This is a genomic window from Polaribacter atrinae, assembly GCF_038023995.1.
GTDB lineage: Bacteria > Bacteroidota > Bacteroidia > Flavobacteriales > Flavobacteriaceae > Polaribacter > Polaribacter atrinae.
Genome location: NZ_CP150660.1, coordinates 1,391,861 through 1,411,067 on the forward strand (window position 1 = coordinate 1,391,861; position 19,207 = coordinate 1,411,067).

Here is a 19,207-nt window from a genome sequence, read left to right on the forward strand (position 1 = left end):
GTCTTTTATCTTTTGTAGTTCTTTTCCCCCTCATTCTTCGGAATAATAGAACGAATGCCTTTTCGAAATGAGCTTTTTTTTCTGAAAATAATTAGGAATCACTAAAACCTAAAAAGACAGTTAAGAAACCTTGCTAAATTAGAAATGATTAATATCATAAAAACCTATAAATAGTCTATTTTACTTAAATTTAAAAGCATTATAAATTAACTTTAGCAGCTTAAATTTAACTTATAAAAAACACTATAAACTGTCCATTTTCCTTACTTTTAATACTATAAAATCAAAAAAATTATGGAACATATATATAGTAAATGGCATCATCCTTACAAACCAGCTGCAAAATATAAAAAGAAAGTCGCATATTTTAGTATGGAGTTTGGTATAGATCAAGCTTTTAATATTTACTCTGGAGGACTCGGTTTTTTAGCAGGCTCTCACATGCGTTCTGGACTTGAGTTAAAACAAAATATGATTGGTATTGGTATGCTATGGAAATATGGCTATTATGACCAAGCAAGAAACGATGACCAAACATTAAAGACTGAATTTAATGAAAAGCACTTCGATTTTTTAGAATATACAGGTATTGAAGTAACCATTAAGCTTCACGACAATCCGAATGTAAAAGTAAGAGCTTATGTTTTAAAACCAGAAGTTTTTGGTACCGTACCAATGTATTTTCTAAGCACAGATGTAGATGGAAACGATCACTTATCTAGAACCATCACAAATCATTTATACGATCAAAACCCAGTAACAAGAATCTCACAAAGTATTGTATTAGGAATTGCTGGCGCTAAGGTTGTAGAAGCTTTAGGAGGCGCAGATACCTATCATTTAAATGAAGGACACGCTTTACCTGCCTTTTATTATTTAAGAGATAAAGGAGTAACCAAAGAGCAAATGGTATTTACAACACATACACCTGAAAAAGCAGGAAATGAAGAGCGAGATGCACGTCATTTAAACAGATGTGGTTTCTTTGGTAGAACCTATTCAGAACAAGAACTGCAAACCGAAATGGTAAACGGAGGCATGATCAACTATACGATTTCTGCGCTGCGAATGGCTAGAAAAGCAAACGGAGTATCTAAACTGCATGCCATAGTTGCCAATGATATGTGGAAAGATTACGAAGGAATCTGTGAAATTATTCCGATTACGAATGCTCAAAATCAAAAATTTTGGCAAGATGAAACCATCAAAAAATCTTGGCAGAAAGACAATGCTACCGCCTATAAAAAGAGAAAATTAGCTTTAAAAAGTGAACTTTTTGACGAAGTATATAAACAAACCGGAAAAAAACTAGATCCTACTGTTTTAACAATTGTTTGGGCAAGACGTTTTGCCGCCTATAAAAGGGCCGATTTACTTTTACATGATTACGATCGTTTTAAAAAATTAATTCATAATGAGAAGTATCCTGTACAAATTATCTGGGCAGGAAAACCATATCCGTTTGATTATGGTGCTATAGACACCTTTAACCACTTGGTACATCAATCTAAACAAGAACCCAATTTAGCCGTACTTATTGGTTATGAAATAGATTTGTCTAGAAAGTTAAAATGTGGTTCTGATGTTTGGTTAAATACTCCTAGAATTACGCGTGAAGCTTCTGGTACAAGTGGTATGACAGCTGCAATGAATGGTTCTGTAAATGTTTCTACGGATGATGGTTGGATTCCTGAATTTAAAAAAGACGAAGAAAACTGTTTTGTATTACCTGCATTAGATTATCAAAAACCAACCTACGAGCAAGACAAATTAGATACTGATAATTTATACAATATTTTAGAAAACAAAGTACTGCCTACATATTATGATGCTCCTAAAAAATGGCAGAAAATAGTATTTACTGCCATGAATGATGTAATCCCTGAGTTTACAACTCAAAGAATGGCAGCTGATTATTACAAGAAATTATTTTAGAAAAACTTAAACTCAATTCGCCAAAGATTTATTGAAAAAAGCCCAAACAATTAACTGTTTGGGCTTTTTTTAATTCATATCACTTTACTTATACGCTTTCCTTTAAAACATTTGAAATAATCATTTTTGCATGGATTCTTGAGTTTTCTATAAACCACTTGTGCGTATCCATTCCACCACAAATAACGCCAGCTAAATAAACACCATCAATATTGGTTTCCATTGTTGCTTCGTTATAAGTTGGTATTTTCCTTTTATCCGCAGAAAAGCCAACACCTATTTCATTTAAAAGATTAAAGTTTGGTTTATATCCTGTTAACGCCAAAACAAAATCGTTTGCCAAAGTTTCTTCTCCATTTGCTGTTTTTATAACAACAGAGTCTTTAGAGATCTCTTTAACATTCGCATTATAAAAAACATCAATACTTCCTTCTTTTAATCTATTGATAATATCTGGTTTTACCCAGTATTTTACACGTTCACCAACTTCTGCCCCTCTAATAACCATAGTAACTTCTGCTCCTTTTCTATAACATTCTAAAGCAGCATCTACAGAAGAGTTACTTGCACCAATAACGACTACTTTTTGTCCAGAATAAAAATGCGGATCATTATAGTAGTGAGAAACTTTAGGCAAATCTTCTCCAGGAATATCTAACGTATTCGGAATATCATAAAAACCAGTTGCTATAATTATATTTACAGATTTATAAGTATTTTTTTCAGAAACAACAGTAAACTCATTTTCTGTTTTAGAAACAGAAGTAACTTTTTCAAACAGCTTAATATTTAATTTATTTGAAGTTGCAATTCTTCTGTAATACTCTAAAGCTTCACTTCTTCTTGGCTTATTTTCTTTACTAATAAACGGAATTTCATCTATCTCTAACTTTTCTGAAGAAGAGAAAAATTGCATATTTACTGGATAATTGTATACAGAATTTACAATAGGCCCTTTTTCTAAAATAACATAACTTAAACCCTTTTTTTGAGCTTCTAATCCGCAAGCAATACCAATAGGACCGCCACCAATAATAACAATATCTAAAATCTTCATAAAACTGTGTCTTCTAATTATGTATACTAAATAGTTTCTAAGCTACTGATGTTAAAAACCAGGAACTAAAATGTTCTTAAAAAAATTAATAATAAAAAACTCCAACAATTGAATGTTGGAGTTTTAAATATATTGAAAATTCTAAAAGAATTAGTCTTTTTTGAATTTTGCGTATTTTGTTTTAAATTTATCGATACGTCCTGCAGCATCAATAAGTTTAGATTTACCAGTGTAAAATGGGTGAGATGTTCTAGAGATCTCTAATTTTACTAAAGGATACTCAACACCGTCAACTTCTAATGTTTCTTTAGTGTCTACAGTAGAACGTGTTAAAAATACATCTTCGTTAGACATGTCTTTAAATGCTACCATTCTATAATTTTCTGGATGAATTCCTTTTCTCATTTTATTATATTTTAATACTTTAATGTTATGTTTGCATGAGTGAAGTTGGTAAAGCTTACTCTTATCTCTAAATAGTTGTTTTTTACTATTTTGAGGATGCAAATTTAACTATATTTTTTAATTAACAAATAAATATTTCGTTTTTATTTGGTCTAACAACCACAATAGTTACTTTTACACCTAATATTGTTGATGAACAGCGGTTTTCATCACTTTTTTTAAAAGTAAAAAGACTAAAAATAAATATAAAAAATCACAAAAAAATGAAAAAGAATACACTACTTGTTACTTTTTTAGCGTGTTTTCTGCTAATTACATCTTGTTCTGACGTCTATAAATTTAGCTTAGATCATAAAAAACAAGTGCCTTTAAATTCTAAGATTGAAGTTACTTTAAAAGAAGATGAAAGCAAGCCTATAAATAATGTCCAATTTTTTATAAATGGAAATGAAGTTTCTTCTGAAGGAAACAATATTTCTATCAACACAACTGAATTAGGCGTTGGAAAGCACCAAATTTCTGCCTTAATTTTTTATGCTGAAAAAACTAAAAAAGAAAATAGTTTCTTTGAAGTTTTAGCAAACAAAGCACCTGTTGTATATGATTATAAAATTATAAATGAATATCCGCATGATAAAAACGCTTACACTCAAGGTTTAGAATATCATGATGGCTTTTTATATGAAACAACAGGACGTAGAGGAGAATCTACCTTAAGAAAGGTAGAAATAGAAACAGGTAAAGTTTTACAAAAAATAGATTTAGATAAAAAATATTTTGGTGAAGGTGTAACCATTTTTAAGAATAAAGTCTATTGGTTAACTTGGCAAGCCAAAAAGGGCTTTGTCTACGACTTAGAAACTTTTAAACAAGAAAAAGAATTTACATATAACAACAGTAAAGAAGGTTGGGGTTTTACTCATAACGGAACCCAATTGATTAAATCTGATGGTACTTCTAAAATCTGGTTTTTAGATCCAGAGACATTGCAAGAGCAAAAATCAATTCAAGTTTACACCAACAAATATGAGGTAGGTGACCTAAATGAGTTAGAATTGATTAATGGAAAAATCTATGCAAATAAATACCAGCAAAATGCAATTGTTATTATAGACCCAAAAACGGGTGTTGTAGAAGGCATTGCAAACTTAAAAGGCTTGCATACAGAAATGGAGAAAACACAAAAATTAGTTCCTCAAGATGAAGTTTTAAACGGTATTGCTTACGACGAAGAGAATAACCGTCTTTTTGTAACGGGTAAACATTGGGGTAAATTATTTGAAATTGAATTGATTAAAAAACAATAATTGAACTCATAAAAAGTTCTATTATTATATAAATAAAATGTTAGGTCGAGCGCAGTTAAAGCCTAATAATTAACTTCTCGACTGCGCTCGGGAAGTCAGAAATTTAAATTATGCGTTACTTTATTACATTTATTATTTGTGTCGTTCTTGTTTCTGTAAGCTCTTGTAGAAAAGATTTTAATACCACACCAAGTTTTGGGGCATTAGAATTCTCTAAAGACACCGTATTTTTAGACACCGTATTTACAAATATTGGTTCTGCAACTTATAACTTAAAGGTTTATAATCGAGGAAGCAACGCTGTTACCATTCCTGAAATAAAATTAGAAAACGGAACCAATTCTAGTTACCGATTAAATGTAGACGGAATACCTGGTAAAGACTTTAAAAACATTGATATTCTTGCAAAAGATAGTATTTTTATTTTTGTAGAAACCACAATTGACGCTAACAATGTTGTAAACCCATTATACACAGATAAAATTTTATTTGATACTGGAAGCAACCAACAAAATGTAGATTTAGTAACTCTAGTACAAGATGCAAACTTTATTTATCCTGGTAAAGATGCAATCTCTATGAAAATTGATAGCTTAACTTTAAACGGAGAACCAACAACTTTAAAAGGTCGTTTTTTAACCAATACCGAGTTAACTTTTACAAATGCAAAACCAACTGTTATTTATGGTTTTGCCGCAGTACCTGCAAACCAAACATTAACTATTGAAGCTGGTGCAAAAGTTTATTTTCATGATAACTCTGGTCTAATTGTCGATGATAAAGCAACTTTAAAAGTAAACGGAACACTTTCTGAAAAAGTAATTTTTGAAGGAGACAGACTAGAACATTCATTTAGTGAAACTGCAGGACAATGGGGAACTATTTGGATGCGTGCAGGAAGTAAAGACAATGAAATAAACCACGCCATTATTAAAAACGGAGTTATTGGTGTTTTAGTTGATAGCATTGGCTCTACCTCTACTCCCACTTTAAAATTACAAAACACAGAAATTTACAACCATTCTAGTTATGGAATTTTAGGTAGAGAAACAAATATTGAAGGCAACAATGTAGTTATTGGTGCTGCAGGTCAAGTTTCTTTAGCGGCAACTATTGGAGGTACGTATAATTTTACACATTCTACTTTTGCAAACTATTGGAACAATGGACTACGTCAGTTACCTGCTGTTTTAGTCAACAATTTCTTTGCATACACCAATGAAATTGGACAAGAAGTTATTGAGACAAGAAACCTACATGCTGCTAATTTTACCAATTGTATTTTTGATGGAAATAACAACATAGAATTTATCTTAGATAAAGTTGATGGAGGCGGTACTTTTAACTATAACATTAGCAATTCTCTAATTAAATTTACAGATAATAATGATTCTTATAAAGACAATGCAGAACTAGATTTTACAAGTTCTTTTTACCAAGACAATATTATAAACGGAAACGTTCACTTTAGAAATACTCAAAATAGTGATTTTATAATTGGAGAAGAGTCTGATGCAATTAATAAAGCAAAAGCAACCTCTTTCACTACAGATATTTTAGGCATTGACAGAAGTACAAATCCTGATATTGGTGCCTACCAACATGTTATTTTTGAAAAAGAAGATTAACGTCTTTTCTCAGAATTTTATCCTAATAATTTTAAGTAAATTACTTCTTTAAACTTTTACAAATGAAAAATGTAGTTATTACCGGAACAAGCAGAGGAATTGGTTTTGAGCTAGCTAAACAATTTGCAGAAAACGGACATCAAGTTTTAGCGTTATCTAGAAACACAAAACCGCTATCAGAGTTTAATCATAAAAATATTACTTTAATTTCTGTTGATTTATCTGTGAATTCAGATTTAGAAAAAGTGACAGATTATATTAAAAATAACTGGCAACAAGTTGATATTTTAATCAATAATGCAGGTAAATTAATCAACAAACCATTCACAGATTTATCTTCGGATGATTTCTTAGAAGTCTATAAAGTGAATGTTTTTGCCGTTGCTGAAATCACTAAATTAATGATTCCGTTTCTACAAAAGGGAAGTCATGTGGTAACGATTAGTTCTATGGGAGGAATTCAAGGAAGCTTAAAATTCCCTGGTTTAGCAGCATATTCATCCGCCAAAGGCGCAGTAATTACTTTATCAGAATTATTAGCAGAAGAATACAAAGAACAGCAAATATCATTTAATGTTTTGGCTTTAGGAGCTGTACAGACAGAAATGTTAGAAGAAGCTTTTCCAGGATATGAAGCACCTACATCTGCCACAGAAATGGCTAATTATATATTTGACTTCTCTTTAACAGGGAATAAATATTATAATGGAAAAGTATTACAAGTCTCATCTACAAACCCGTAAAAGTTTATAAATTGAGTTCAGATTATCAAAATTACGTTCCTTTAAAAGCAATTCCGTTTATCGAATTTCTAATAAGCGAGCATTCTTTTACCCTAAAAATTGTAAATCAAAGAGAAACAAAACACGGTGATTTTAGGCAGTTACAAGACGGAAGGTTTCAAATTACAGTTAATAACAACCTTAATAAATATCAGTTTTTACTAACTCTAGTTCATGAAATTGCACATCATGTTACGCATCAAAAATTTGGAAGAGTACAACCACATGGAAAGGAATGGAAAATGGTTTTTCAGCATTTAATGCTGCCTTTTTTAAGTCCAGAAATTTATCCTATGGAAATGCTACCGTTTTTAGCAAGGTATTTTAAAAACCCAAAAGCAAGTACAGATGCAGATGCAGACTTATCTTTAGCTCTAAGAGGAAATACTGCAGAAACTGGCAAGCATTTTATTTTTGATATTCCTTTTGGTAGTTTATTTGTATTTAAAAACACCATCTACAAAAGAGGTAACAAACGTAGAACTCGTTTCGAATGCATGAACATGAGTAATAAAAAAGTATACCTATTCAATCAGAATGTAGAAATAGAATTTTATAAAAACGGCTAGCGTTTATTTACCTTACTAATTCCTACTAAATAATAATTTGTTTTAATTAATAATGATAATCGAAGCTGTCTAAAAAGCTTTTTCAATCTGAATTTATTTCAAAGAATCCAGATACTAAAACGAGTTCAGTGTATAACAAGATTTAAAACTTTTTAGACAGCCGCTTTCAATTTACTTTTCTCTTTTAATAAATAACGTATCTAATTCCATTTCTTTTTGTAACCAAGTACGTAATTGTCCTTCTTTTACACGAATAATAGTATCTGACACCTTTAAATTCCATTTAACCGTTGCCGTAGGAATTGTATCTATATTAATAAAATCTTTTGAAAATAAAACTTTAGAAAACCCTATTTCTTCAATTTCATTATATAAAATTTTAGCCTCTTTGGAAATTCTACTAAAGGCAATTGCTTTTTTATTATTATGAAGCGCATCATTTTCAATTCTTATATTTAAACCAGAAATAATACCTTCTAACTCAGTAATCTTGTCTTGAAGTTCTTGTATTAATCTCTTACTCTCATTTAATTCTTCTCTCTTCTCCTTATAAGCTGTTGTTATTAATTCAAAACTTTTAGTATCACTACCTTTAATGCTAATTTTCACTTCCTTTAAACGATCATATCTTGGATCATTAATCAAGCTACTTTCTAACATATTTTTTTCGACAGCAGTTACTTCATTAAAAAAATTAAGTTTTAAAACCTTTGTATCAACATCGTAATCTTTATCAATTAATTGATAGTTCTCAATAGTCATTACTTCATTTTTAACAAAAGTTTTTAACTGTGCATTTACCCTACTTTCTTCTAAAGCGTGTAAAAAAGTATAAACAGCAGGAATCATAACAGCAATACCTACTACCGTTGCAATAGTAGCATAACGTTTTCTTCTTGCTGCATTTGCATATTTATGCATTGGAAAACTTAACAGCTTTAATACGATAAATGTTGCTAAAGCAATAAAAATAGTATTAATTGTAAATAAATACATGGCTCCTAATGCATAAGTAAAACCAACAGGATCTCCAGAAAAACCTTTTGCTAAACCAAACCCTGCAGTACACAAGGGCGGCATTAATGCGGTAGCAATAGCAACTCCAAAAATAACAGAAGCTACTGTTCCCTTTTTTGTTCTTGCAACCATTAAAGCCAAACCACCAAAAAAGGCAATTAATACATCTCTAATATCAGGTCTTGTTCTTCCTAATAATTCGGATGTATCTTCACTTAAAGGAAAGAAATAGAAAAAAACAAATGATGCAAGCAAACTTAAGGTAATCATTGTTGCCAAACTGACTAATGATTTTTTAAACACCTCGATATCATTAATAGCAAATGCGCTTCCTATACCCAAAATAGGCCCCATTAAAGGAGATATTAACATGGCTCCAATAACAACTGCAGTAGAATTAGCATTTAACCCTATAGAAGCCACAAAGACCGCAAAAATAAGAATCCAAGCAGTAGCACCTTTAAAAGGTATATCTGCTTTAATAGCCTCCATGGTAGCTTCATGATCTGTATCATGTCTAAAATCTAAAAGTTCGGTTAAATATTTTCTTATACTAAAGAGCAACCCTCTAGCTTCATCCTTCATTCCCTGCTTAGATTGATCTACATTTTCCTCAGCTCCCTTATTTTCTTCCATCAAATTTAAGTTTCAATTATTGTTGGAAAGATACAAAAATTTAAAATTGACAATAAAACTGATTATAATATTTTTTTGCATAAAAAAAGCTTCACATTTCTGTGAAGCTTTTAATCTAATGTGACCGGGCTGGGGCTCGAACCCAGGACCCTCTCCTTAAAAGGGAGATGCTCTACCAACTGAGCTACCAGGTCATTTATTTTTATCTTAATGACTAAAAAGATATTTTTACTAATTAGAGAAACGACTTTCTCTTTTCAATTACTTGAATAAAAAACTTCACATTTCTATGAAGTTTTCTAATTTTTTGTGACCGGGCTGGGGCTCGAACCCAGGACCCTCTCCTTAAAAGGGAGATGCTCTACCAACTGAGCTACCAGGTCAATATATTTGCTTTTAAGCGGCTGCAAAGATATACTTTATTTTAGATAAAACAAATCTATTTATATTTTTTTTCATTTAAATATGCTTCTCTTACTTTCTTAAATAAATTAGAAGAATACACAAAGTCTACAACTGCTTCATTATCAGTTTTAAATATATCTTCACTGGTACCTTCCCAAGCTTTTTGACCTTCTTTTAAAAAAATTATTTTTTCTCCAATTTCCATGACAGAATTCATATCATGTGTATTAATTACGGTTGTAATTTTATATTCATCTGTAATTTCTTGAATTAAATTATCAATTACAATTGCAGTTCTTGGATCTAAACCAGAGTTTGGTTCATCACAAAAAAGGTATTTAGGGTTCATAACAATTGCTCTAGCAATAGCAACTCTTTTCTGCATACCTCCAGATAGTTCTGCTGGTAACTTTTTATTAGAATTTTCTAGATTAACTCTATTTAAAACAAAATTTACGCGCTCTAGCATTTCTGCTTGCGATTGATCTGTAAACATTTTTAATGGAAACATTACATTCTCTTCTACCGTTTGAGAATCGAATAATGCACTTCCTTGAAAAACCATACCAATTTCTTGCCTCCATTGCTGCTTTTCATTTTCTGTAAATTTGGTATTTATTCTACCATCAAAAGAAATAGTTCCTTCTTCTGGTGTATGCAAACCTATTAAAGATTTAATAAAAACCGTTTTACCAGAACCACTTTCTCCAATTATTAAACTGGTTTCTCCCGGAAGAAAAGTGGCTGTTATACCTTTTAATACTTTTACCTCTCCAAAACCTTTGTGTAAATTATCTACTTCAATCATATTTTAGGTTAAAAGCATTTGAGTTAAAAAATAGTTCGCTATTACAATTAAAATAGTCGTCCAAACTACAGCCTGAGTACTTGCTTTACCCACTGCTATAGAGCCTCCTTTAACATAATAACCATGATAAGAAGGTACTGTAGAAATTAAAAATGCAAAAACTAACGTTTTAATAATTGCATATGATAATAAAAAAGGATCAAAATCTGTTTGAATACCTTCTATATAATCTGCTCCAGAAAAAAGACCAGATAAAACACCAGTAACCCATCCTCCTAAAATTCCTAAAAACATTCCTAATGATATTAAAAAAGGATAAAAGAAAACAGTTGCTAGAACTTTAGGCAATACTAAATGGCTTAAAGCATTTATCCCCATTACTTCTAATGCATCAATTTGTTCTGTAACACGCATTGTACCTATACTAGATGTTATATAAGAACCTACTTTACCTGCTAAAATAATTGAACAAAAAGTTGGTGCAAACTCTAAAATAATAGAACGCTTTGCAGCAAAACCTATTAAAGATTTCGGAATAAAAGGGTTGTCTAAATTTAAAGCCGTTTGTAACGCAATGACACCTCCAATAAAAAAGGAAATAAACATAATAATCCCTAAAGATTTTAGACCTAATTCATCTATTTCTTTTATCAAAGCTTCATAAAAAACTTTTCTTTTTTGCGGTTTTTTAAAAACACGCCCTAACATCATAAAATATTTACCAATATGTTCTAGGCAACCCATTCATTTTAATTTTATGCTAAAGTATTAAATTATCATTAATACTAAGTTAAATTGGCAAAATCAAAACAAAATAATTACTTTTGACTTATTAATATATACATGTACTTATGAAATTCAAATTACTTTTTAGTTTTATCTGCTTATTTATTTTTTTAGGAAATAGCAAACTAACAGCACAAAATGAAAAACCTAAATTGGTGGTTGGTATTGTTATTGACCAAATGAGATATGATTATTTAACTAAATATTCTGACAGATACGGAAAAGATGGATTTAATAGAATTTTACAAAATGGCTTTTCTTTAGAAAATGCTCATTATAATTACATACCAACTTACACTGCAGTTGGCCATACCTCTATTTACACAGGGACTACACCTAGTGAACACGGAATTATCTCTAACAATTGGTATGACAAATACCAAAAAGAATCTATTTACTGTGTAGATGACAACAACTATAAAACTGTTGGTAACAATGGTAAATATGGGCAGAAATCACCAAAAAGACTTTTTACATCAACCGTAACAGACCAATTACATTTGGCTCAAAATATGCTTGGTAAAACCATTGGAGTTTCTATTAAAGATAGATCTGCAATTTTACCTGCTGGTCACACAGCAAATGCTGCATATTGGTATGATGGAGGTAATTTTAATACTTGGATTACAAGCACATTTTATATGAATGAACTCCCTAAATGGGTAAAAGAGTTTAACAGCAATAATAAAGCTGATGAATATCTTAACGCACCTTGGGAAACACTTTATGATATAAAAACATATACAAGTAGTAGAGCCGATAATAATATTTTTGAAGGAAAATTAAAAGGACAAAAAACACCAACTTTTCCAAAAGATTTAAAAGCCTTACGTTCTAAAAATGGTAATTTCGACTTAATAAAAACAGTACCAGCTGGTAATACTTATACAACAGATTTTGCTAAAGCTGCAATTATTGGTGAAAATTTAGGTAAAAGTGAATACACAGACTTTTTAGCGGTTAGTTATTCTTCTACAGATTATATTGGTCATAAATACGGCGTTTCTGCCATAGAAACAGAAGACACTTATTTACGTTTAGATAAAGATTTAGCAGATTTATTTCAATTTTTAGATCAACAAGTAGGAAAAGATAATTATACCTTATTTTTAACTGCAGATCACGCTGCAGTGCATGTACCTGCTTATTTACAGTCTTTAAAAATACCTGCTCATTATTTAGAGATGACAAAGTTTAAAGAATTTATTTTAGAAACGACTAAAAAGTATTTTAATTCTGTAGATTTAATTGAAAACGTTTCTAATTATCAAATATTTTTAGATAAAGATACAATAGAGTCTTTAGGTTTAGAAGTAAACACTGTAGCTCAAAAACTAGCTGACGAAGTCCTTAATTTTGATGGAATATATAAAGCTGTAACCGCAAGAACTTTACAAACAACACATTTTTCTTCAGGAATATTAAGTTCGCTTCAGAAAGGTTATAATCAAAAATTATCTGGAGATGTTTTAATGATTCCTAATCCAGCTACTTTAACTGGCGGAAGAACTGGTACTAGCCATGGATCTGGATATTCTTATGACACACATGTACCAATTATTTTCTATGGAAATGGTATAAAGCAAGGTTCATCTTCAAAAAGATATAACATTACAGATATAGCACCAACAATTGCTAACTTATTAAGTATAGAATCTCCAAACGGAACAAACGGAGTTGTAATTGATGAAGTTTTAGAGAAATAAAACAACGTGTAAAATGGTTTTTTAAAGATCATTTTAAAACAAATAACATTTTAAAACAAGCCCGAAGTTAAACTTCGGGCTTATTTTTTTATATCTTAAACACAGAACTATTTTGATGTCTTTTTATCGCCTTTTTAGAAAGTACAATTCCAATAATTAAAGAAATAAAGGCTCCCACGGAAATCCCTGGAATAAAGTTGATAAACAGAAAAAAGTCATATGCACCATGAAACAGCGTTGCAAAAAACAAACCTGTTAAATTTAAAACAATTCTATTTTTAGAAAACTTAGCTTTTCCCATAAAGTACCCCATTAAAATGGCAAATGTAGCATGTGCAGGAACCGCTGTAAAAGCTCTTAATATTCCTGTTGAAACTCCATGTTGAAAAACATACAAAACATTTTCTAAAGTTGCAAATCCCATAGAAACCATTACAGCATATACAATTCCATCAAAAGGCTCATTGTATTCTTTATTTCTTTGCGCATAATATTTTACAATTACATATTTAGAAAACTCTTCTACCAAAGCAACCACTATAAATGCCTTTATAAACTGCTGAAATATATTGTTTGCTTCTGTAACAGGCAGAAATCTAGCTGCAAAACCACCAAGAATTACGGTAATCAATACACTTGCAGTTGCACCTAAAAGAAAATTTTTAAATAAAAAAGGAATTGGTTCTTTTTCAAACTTGTCTTTAAAATAAATATATAGTATAATAATAGTTGCAGGAGCAATAGCAAGAAGAAGTAAATGCATGGAGAAATTTAAATAGTTTTTTTTTTATAAGATGAAACAAACGCAAAGTTTTGAAAAGAAGATTTTTACAATTCCTTTACCAACCTTGCGTTTGCCTAGTATTTTTGTGCTTAATTATTTGCTAACTTTATTTTTTAGGCAAGAAAACTTCAGCCATCATGCAACGTGCACTTCCTCCTCCACAAAATTCAATAGTATCTAATGGACTAGAAATAATTTTACAATGATTGTTTATTTGTGCTTTTTGAGATTGTGTTAAACAATTAAAAGCAGCCTGACTCATTACTAAGAAATGCTCATTATCTTTACCAAGAACCTCTAACATATTCCCTGCAAAACTGTTAACTTGTTCCTCTGTAATATCAATTACTTTTTTACCATCTTCTTTTAAATGCTTCAATAGATTTTTACGCTCTGCCTTATCATCAATAGAAGCCAAACACACTATAGCCAAAGTTTTTCCAACACACATCATAACATTGGTATGATAAATTGCTTCTCTTTTACCATTTACTGTTTGATTTGCCGTAAAAACTACTGGTGTGTATTCAAAGTCTTCACAAAACTCTATAAACAACTCTTCATCTGCCCTAGGGGAAAGTGCGCAATATGCCTTATTATTACCTCTATCTAAACAGATACTACCTGTTCCTTCTAAAAAAACGCCCTCTTCTTCTGCAGAAGTATAATCTACAATATTCTCTATTAAAAAACCTTCTTTCTCTATTTGTTCTAAAATATCCTCACGTCTTTCTAATCGTCTATTCTCTGCAAACATGGGGTAAATAGCAACAGTACCATCTTTATGAAAAGAAATCCAATTATTAGGAAAAACTGCATCTGGTGTATCCGTTTCCTTTGCATCAGAAACAACAATTATATGAATACCAAAACTGCGCAATTTCTCTACAAAAGCATCAAACTCATTCTGTGCTTTTACGTTAATAGTAGCTGGCAATGCATCATCAATATTATGTTGATAGTAATTATTAACAGCAGTTTGCTCATTCATCCTAAAATTAGCAGGACGAATCATTAAAATTGTATTTGTCGTTTGATTCATTTAAATGATTTATTTAAAACAAAATTAGACTTTTTTTTAATCACTATAGATTTGAATCATTTTATTTTCTGATATACCATCATTCTAAAAGTTTACTAATGTATTTTTATTTATTTTTACTTCATGAAAAAAACACTTTCCTTTTTTATATTCTTTATTACTCTTTTTTCTTTCGGACAAAATCTTCCTGATGGTTTTGTATATTTATCTGATGTTGATAAAACAATTCAAAAAGAATTACGCTATTTCAGTAACAATAACTTTATAGGAAAACCGATTGATGGGTATCACAAAAACTGTATTATAGTTACCCAAGCATCTGCTAATGCTTTAGTTAAAGTACAAGAAAGTTTACTAAAAGAAGGTTTGAGCCTAAAAATATTTGATGCATATAGGCCTCAACAAGCAGTGAACCATTTTGTACGTTGGGCAAAAATTTTGGAAGATACTTTAATGAAAAAACAATATTACCCAAGTGTACCAAAATCTCAATTATTTAAAAGAGGATATATTGCATCTAGATCTGGGCACTCTAGAGGAAGTACTGTTGACTTAACCATTGTAAGTACTAAAACAGGTAAAGAATTAGATATGGGAAGCTCATATGATTTTTTTGGGATACAATCTCATTACATACCTAAAAACATCAGCAAAGAACAACAAAAAAACAGGTTGTTACTCCGTAATATAATGACACAAAATAATTTTAGACCTTATAAAAACGAATGGTGGCATTTTACTTTAAGAAATGAACCTTACCCTACTACCTACTTTAATTTCCCTATAGAATAATCAGTTTTAACAAAATAGAAACAACTTCACTAAGAATCGGCATTATATTTGCATAATTTCTTGAAAGTATTATATAAAATGAAAACAAAAATTAATTCCCTTCTTTTTTTCACAATTTCATTATTCTCTGTTTTACAACTATCTGCACAGTTAGATTCTAATTCAGGAACCCAAGAAAAAGGCAAAACAAAAGGCCTTGTTTTAAATAATTCTAAAGAAGTAACAAAGCCAAATGCACTAGAATTAGAAGGAAACGATGGTTTTAAAAATGCTTTTGATAAAGAAAATGATAAATTAAAAAAACAAAAAGAAGAAAATGACCTGAATAATAAAGGCATTTTAACCATAGAAAAGCAAAGAGAAGAGACTTTTTTAAAAGCATTTAAAAAAATAAACGGACAATATCTTTATCCTGTAATAGACCAAGATTTAGGTAGTTTTAGAACAGATTCTAAAAGCGTTAACATTATATGTAGAGATTTTCAATACCCAGACGGAGATGTAGTTACTATACTTGTAAATGATATCCCTGTAATTCACAACATAACGCTTAAGCGAAGTTATCAAAAGTTTAACATCCCTTTAGAAATTGGAATTAATAAAATTGCTTTTAAAGCGCTAAATCAAGGTTCATCCGGACCAAATACAGCTGCTTTTAAGGTCTATAATGATGAAGGTACACTACTCTCTTCTAATGAGTGGAATTTAGCAACTGGTGCTAAAGCCACGATAGTAATAGCTAAAGACAAATAATCCTCTTAAAATATTTTGTTATATTTTAAACTAATCTAGTTTTTTTATTCTATCAAAAACAGTTATTTTTGTGACTGGTTATTAAAAGAGTAAATTTTAATAGTCTTAAAACAAACAATATCACTAAAAATGAAAAAAATCACCAAACAAACCTATTTAGATTGGTACAAAGACATGCTTTTTTGGCGTAAGTTCGAAGACAAACTTGCCTCTGTTTACATTCAACAAAAAGTTAGAGGTTTCTTGCACTTATACAATGGACAAGAAGCAATTTTAGCAGGTGCATTGCATGCAATGGACTTATCTAAAGACAAAATGATTACGGCTTATAGAAACCACGTACAACCAATTGGTATGGGAGAAGATCCTAAACGTGTAATGGCAGAATTATATGGAAAGGCAACTGGAACTTCTAAAGGAATGGGTGGTTCTATGCATATTTTTTCAAAAGAATTCCGTTTTTATGGAGGTCATGGTATCGTTGGAGGTCAAATTCCTTTAGGTGCAGGTCTTGCTTTTGGTGATAAATACAATAATACTGGTGGTGTAACATTAACATGTTTTGGAGATGGTGCTGCAAGACAAGGTTCTTTACATGAAGCTTTTAATTTAGCTATGTTATGGAAATTACCTGTAATTTTTATTTGTGAAAATAACGGTTATGCAATGGGTACTTCTGTAGAAAGAACTGCAAACCATACAGATATTTGGAAACTTGGTTTAGGATATGAAATGCCTTGTGGACCAGTTGATGCTATGAACCCTATTAAAGTTGCAGAAGCTATAGACGAAGCTTTAGATAGAGCAAGACGTGGTGACGGACCAACTTTCTTAGAAATGAAAACATACAGATATAGAGGTCACTCAATGTCTGATGCACAACACTACAGAACGAAAGACGAAGTAGAAGAATACAAAAAAATAGATCCTATTACGCAAGTAAAAAATATTATTTTAGAGCAAGGCTATGCTACTGCAGAAGAATTGGCTGTTGTTGACAAAGAAGTTAAGGTAATGGTTAAAGAATGTGAAAAATTCGCAGAAGACTCTCCTTATCCAGAAACTCAACAAATGTACGATATGGTTTATGAACAAGAAGATTATCCTTTTATAAGTTAAGATATGGCTACAATTATAAATATGCCCAGACTAAGTGACACCATGGAAGAAGGTGTTGTGGCAAAATGGTTAAAAAATGTTGGAGATAAAATTGAAGAAGGAGATATTTTAGCTGAAATAGAAACTGACAAAGCAACAATGGAATTTGAGTCTTTCTACGAAGGAACTCTTTTATACATTGGTATTCAAGAAGGAGAAACTTCTCCTGTTGATGTTTTATTAGCTATTATTGGTGAAGAAGGAGAAGACATTTCTGCAATTATAAACGGTGAAAGCTCTGAACCTGCAAAGGAAGAAGCTGCTACCGAAGAAGTAAAAGAAGAAACAACAACTAAGGCAGATACTGCAGATAGTGTTGCTATTCCAGAAGGTGTTCAAGTAATTACAATGCCTCGTTTAAGTGATACAATGACTGACGGTACTGTGGCAACATGGTTAAAGACAGTTGGAGATGAAGTTTCTGAAGGTGATATGCTTGCTGAAATTGAAACAGATAAAGCAACAATGGAATTTGAATGTTTCTACGAAGGAACCATCTTATACATTGGTGTACAAGAAGGAGAAACTGCACCTGTAGATAGTTTATTAACTATTATTGGGCCTGCCGGAACAGATGTTTCTGCATTGGTTGCTAACGGTGGCGCTGCATCAGCTCCTGCTGAAAACACACCTGCTCCTGCTGCTAAAGCTCCAGAAAAGGCTGCAACAAAACCTGCTGCTAAAGTAGAAGAAGCTGGGCCTGTTGCTACTTCAAATACTTCTAACGGTCGTATTTTTGCATCTCCTTTAGCTAAGAAGATTGCTTCTGATAAAGGAATTAATTTAGCAGATGTTAGTGGTTCTGGTGAAAACGGAAGAATCATTAAAAAAGATATAGAAAACTATACTCCTGCTGCTAAAGTAGAGGCTGCTCCTGCTGCTGCAAATGTAGCTGCTGCTAGTGTAGAAAACTCAGAAGAAGTTAAGAATTCTCAAATGCGTAAAGCAATTGCTAAGTCTTTAGGTAACTCTAAATTCTCTGCTCCTGATTTCAGTTTAAATATTGAAGTTGATATGGACAACGCAATGGCTTCTAGAAAAATAATAAATGCAATACCAGACACTAAAGTATCTTTTAACGATATGGTAGTTAAGGCATGTGCAATGGCATTAAAAAAACATCCACAAGTAAATACTTCTTGGTCAGAAGCAAATACAATTTACCACAGTCACATACACGTAGGTGTAGCGGTAGCGGTAGATGATGGTTTATTAGTACCGGTAATTAAACATACAGACGGTTTAAGTTTAACTCAAATTGGTGCTGGTGTAAGAGATTTAGCAGGTAAAGCTAGAAATAAGAAATTAACTCCTGCAGAAATGCAAGGAAGTACTTTTACTGTTTCTAACTTAGGTATGTTTGGTATTGGTAGCTTTAACTCTATTATAAACCAACCTAACTCAGCTATTTTATCTGTTGGAGCAATTGTACAAAAACCAGTTGTAAGAGACGGACAAATTGTTGTTGGCAATACAATGAATTTAACTTTAACATCAGATCACAGAACTGTAGATGGTGCTGTTGGAGCTCAATTTTTACAAACATTAAAAACATTTATAGAAAACCCGGTTACAATGTTAGCTTAAGGTTTACCTTAAATATTACAATAAAAACCATTTCAATATCTTTTTGAAAT

Annotated in this window: 17 protein-coding genes and 2 tRNA genes; 10 read left to right on the forward strand and 9 right to left on the reverse strand. The window is 31.1% G+C overall.

Translation table 11 applies throughout. The annotated features are described in order from the left end of the window. Window positions 1-294: 294 nt before the first annotated feature. Window positions 295-1,935 carry an alpha-glucan family phosphorylase gene (gene glgP / locus WG945_RS06110; RefSeq protein ID WP_068450610.1) on the forward strand — a complete coding sequence of 547 codons (1,641 nt, stop codon included), beginning with the start codon at window positions 295-297 and terminating at the stop codon, window positions 1,933-1,935. An 88-nt stretch (window positions 1,936-2,023) separates the two neighbouring features. On the opposite strand, the gene WG945_RS06115 is transcribed toward glgP, so the two are convergent. After that, the gene (locus tag WG945_RS06115) at window positions 2,024-2,992 is read right to left on the reverse strand and encodes a YpdA family putative bacillithiol disulfide reductase (RefSeq protein ID WP_068450605.1); all 969 of its coding nucleotides are present in this window, start codon (window positions 2,990-2,992) and stop codon (window positions 2,024-2,026) included. A 150-nt stretch (window positions 2,993-3,142) separates the two neighbouring features. Then, window positions 3,143-3,397 (reverse strand): type B 50S ribosomal protein L31, encoded by a 255-nt coding sequence (locus WG945_RS06120; RefSeq protein ID WP_068450603.1) that lies wholly within the window; start codon window positions 3,395-3,397, stop codon window positions 3,143-3,145. 263 nt (window positions 3,398-3,660) lie between these two features. Here WG945_RS06120 and WG945_RS06125 point away from each other — a divergent pair, with 263 nt between their 5' ends. The 4 genes from WG945_RS06125 to WG945_RS06140 all read left to right on the forward strand — a co-directional run bounded on the left by WG945_RS06125 (window position 3,661) and on the right by WG945_RS06140 (window position 7,683). Further along, entirely contained in the window at window positions 3,661-4,704 is a 1,044-nt protein-coding gene (locus tag WG945_RS06125; protein WP_068450601.1) for a glutaminyl-peptide cyclotransferase, read from the forward strand. A 110-nt stretch (window positions 4,705-4,814) separates the two neighbouring features. Further along, complete coding sequence (locus WG945_RS06130) at window positions 4,815-6,332, forward strand: hypothetical protein (RefSeq protein WP_068450599.1); 1,518 nt, start codon at window positions 4,815-4,817, stop codon at window positions 6,330-6,332. Between the two features lie 62 nt (window positions 6,333-6,394). Next, window positions 6,395-7,075: an SDR family NAD(P)-dependent oxidoreductase gene (locus WG945_RS06135; protein ID WP_068450595.1), complete on the forward strand. Its 681-nt coding sequence runs from the start codon at window positions 6,395-6,397 to the stop codon at window positions 7,073-7,075. An 11-nt stretch (window positions 7,076-7,086) separates the two neighbouring features. Further along, window positions 7,087-7,683: a SprT-like domain-containing protein gene (locus WG945_RS06140; RefSeq protein ID WP_068450593.1), complete on the forward strand. Its 597-nt coding sequence runs from the start codon at window positions 7,087-7,089 to the stop codon at window positions 7,681-7,683. Window positions 7,684-7,854: 171 nt separating this feature from the next. Here WG945_RS06140 and WG945_RS06145 read toward each other — a convergent pair whose 3' ends face one another. From WG945_RS06145 to WG945_RS06165, 5 genes are all read right to left on the reverse strand, one after another. Further along, window positions 7,855-9,336, reverse strand: coding sequence for a DUF389 domain-containing protein (locus tag WG945_RS06145; RefSeq protein ID WP_068450591.1), 1,482 nt, complete (start codon window positions 9,334-9,336; stop codon window positions 7,855-7,857). 121 nt (window positions 9,337-9,457) lie between these two features. Beyond that, a tRNA-Lys gene (locus tag WG945_RS06150) sits at window positions 9,458-9,530 on the reverse strand. A 116-nt stretch (window positions 9,531-9,646) separates the two neighbouring features. Further along, window positions 9,647-9,719 (reverse strand) — tRNA-Lys (locus WG945_RS06155). A 56-nt stretch (window positions 9,720-9,775) separates the two neighbouring features. Continuing rightward, a complete protein-coding gene (locus tag WG945_RS06160; protein WP_068450590.1) occupies window positions 9,776-10,549 on the reverse strand; it encodes an ABC transporter ATP-binding protein in 774 nt (257 codons plus the stop codon). A 3-nt stretch (window positions 10,550-10,552) separates the two neighbouring features. Next, window positions 10,553-11,293 carry an MlaE family ABC transporter permease gene (locus WG945_RS06165; protein ID WP_068450589.1) on the reverse strand — a complete coding sequence of 247 codons (741 nt, stop codon included), beginning with the start codon at window positions 11,291-11,293 and terminating at the stop codon, window positions 10,553-10,555. 107 nt (window positions 11,294-11,400) lie between these two features. On the opposite strand from WG945_RS06165, the gene pafA reads away from it, so the two are divergent. After that, window positions 11,401-13,041, forward strand: coding sequence for an alkaline phosphatase PafA (pafA, locus tag WG945_RS06170; RefSeq protein WP_068450587.1), 1,641 nt, complete (start codon window positions 11,401-11,403; stop codon window positions 13,039-13,041). A gap of 88 nt (window positions 13,042-13,129) precedes the next feature. Here pafA and WG945_RS06175 read toward each other — a convergent pair whose 3' ends face one another. Together WG945_RS06175 and ctlX are read right to left on the reverse strand one after the other, a co-directional pair. Continuing rightward, window positions 13,130-13,804, reverse strand: coding sequence for a PrsW family intramembrane metalloprotease (locus tag WG945_RS06175; RefSeq protein WP_068450585.1), 675 nt, complete (start codon window positions 13,802-13,804; stop codon window positions 13,130-13,132). Between the two features lie 127 nt (window positions 13,805-13,931). Then, a complete protein-coding gene (gene ctlX, locus WG945_RS06180) occupies window positions 13,932-14,867 on the reverse strand; it encodes a citrulline utilization hydrolase CtlX (RefSeq protein ID WP_068450583.1) in 936 nt (311 codons plus the stop codon). Between the two features lie 123 nt (window positions 14,868-14,990). Here ctlX and WG945_RS06185 point away from each other — a divergent pair, with 123 nt between their 5' ends. From WG945_RS06185 to WG945_RS06200, 4 genes are all read left to right on the forward strand, one after another. Further along, window positions 14,991-15,659, forward strand: coding sequence for a M15 family metallopeptidase (locus WG945_RS06185; RefSeq protein ID WP_082864257.1), 669 nt, complete (start codon window positions 14,991-14,993; stop codon window positions 15,657-15,659). Window positions 15,660-15,737: 78 nt separating this feature from the next. Then, a complete protein-coding gene (locus tag WG945_RS06190) occupies window positions 15,738-16,412 on the forward strand; it encodes a hypothetical protein (protein ID WP_231874673.1) in 675 nt (224 codons plus the stop codon). Window positions 16,413-16,541: 129 nt separating this feature from the next. Further along, complete coding sequence (gene pdhA / locus WG945_RS06195; protein ID WP_068450582.1) at window positions 16,542-17,531, forward strand: pyruvate dehydrogenase (acetyl-transferring) E1 component subunit alpha; 990 nt, start codon at window positions 16,542-16,544, stop codon at window positions 17,529-17,531. 3 nt (window positions 17,532-17,534) lie between these two features. After that, window positions 17,535-19,157: a pyruvate dehydrogenase complex dihydrolipoamide acetyltransferase gene (locus WG945_RS06200; protein ID WP_068450581.1), complete on the forward strand. Its 1,623-nt coding sequence runs from the start codon at window positions 17,535-17,537 to the stop codon at window positions 19,155-19,157. The last annotated feature ends 50 nt before the right edge of the window (window positions 19,158-19,207 follow it).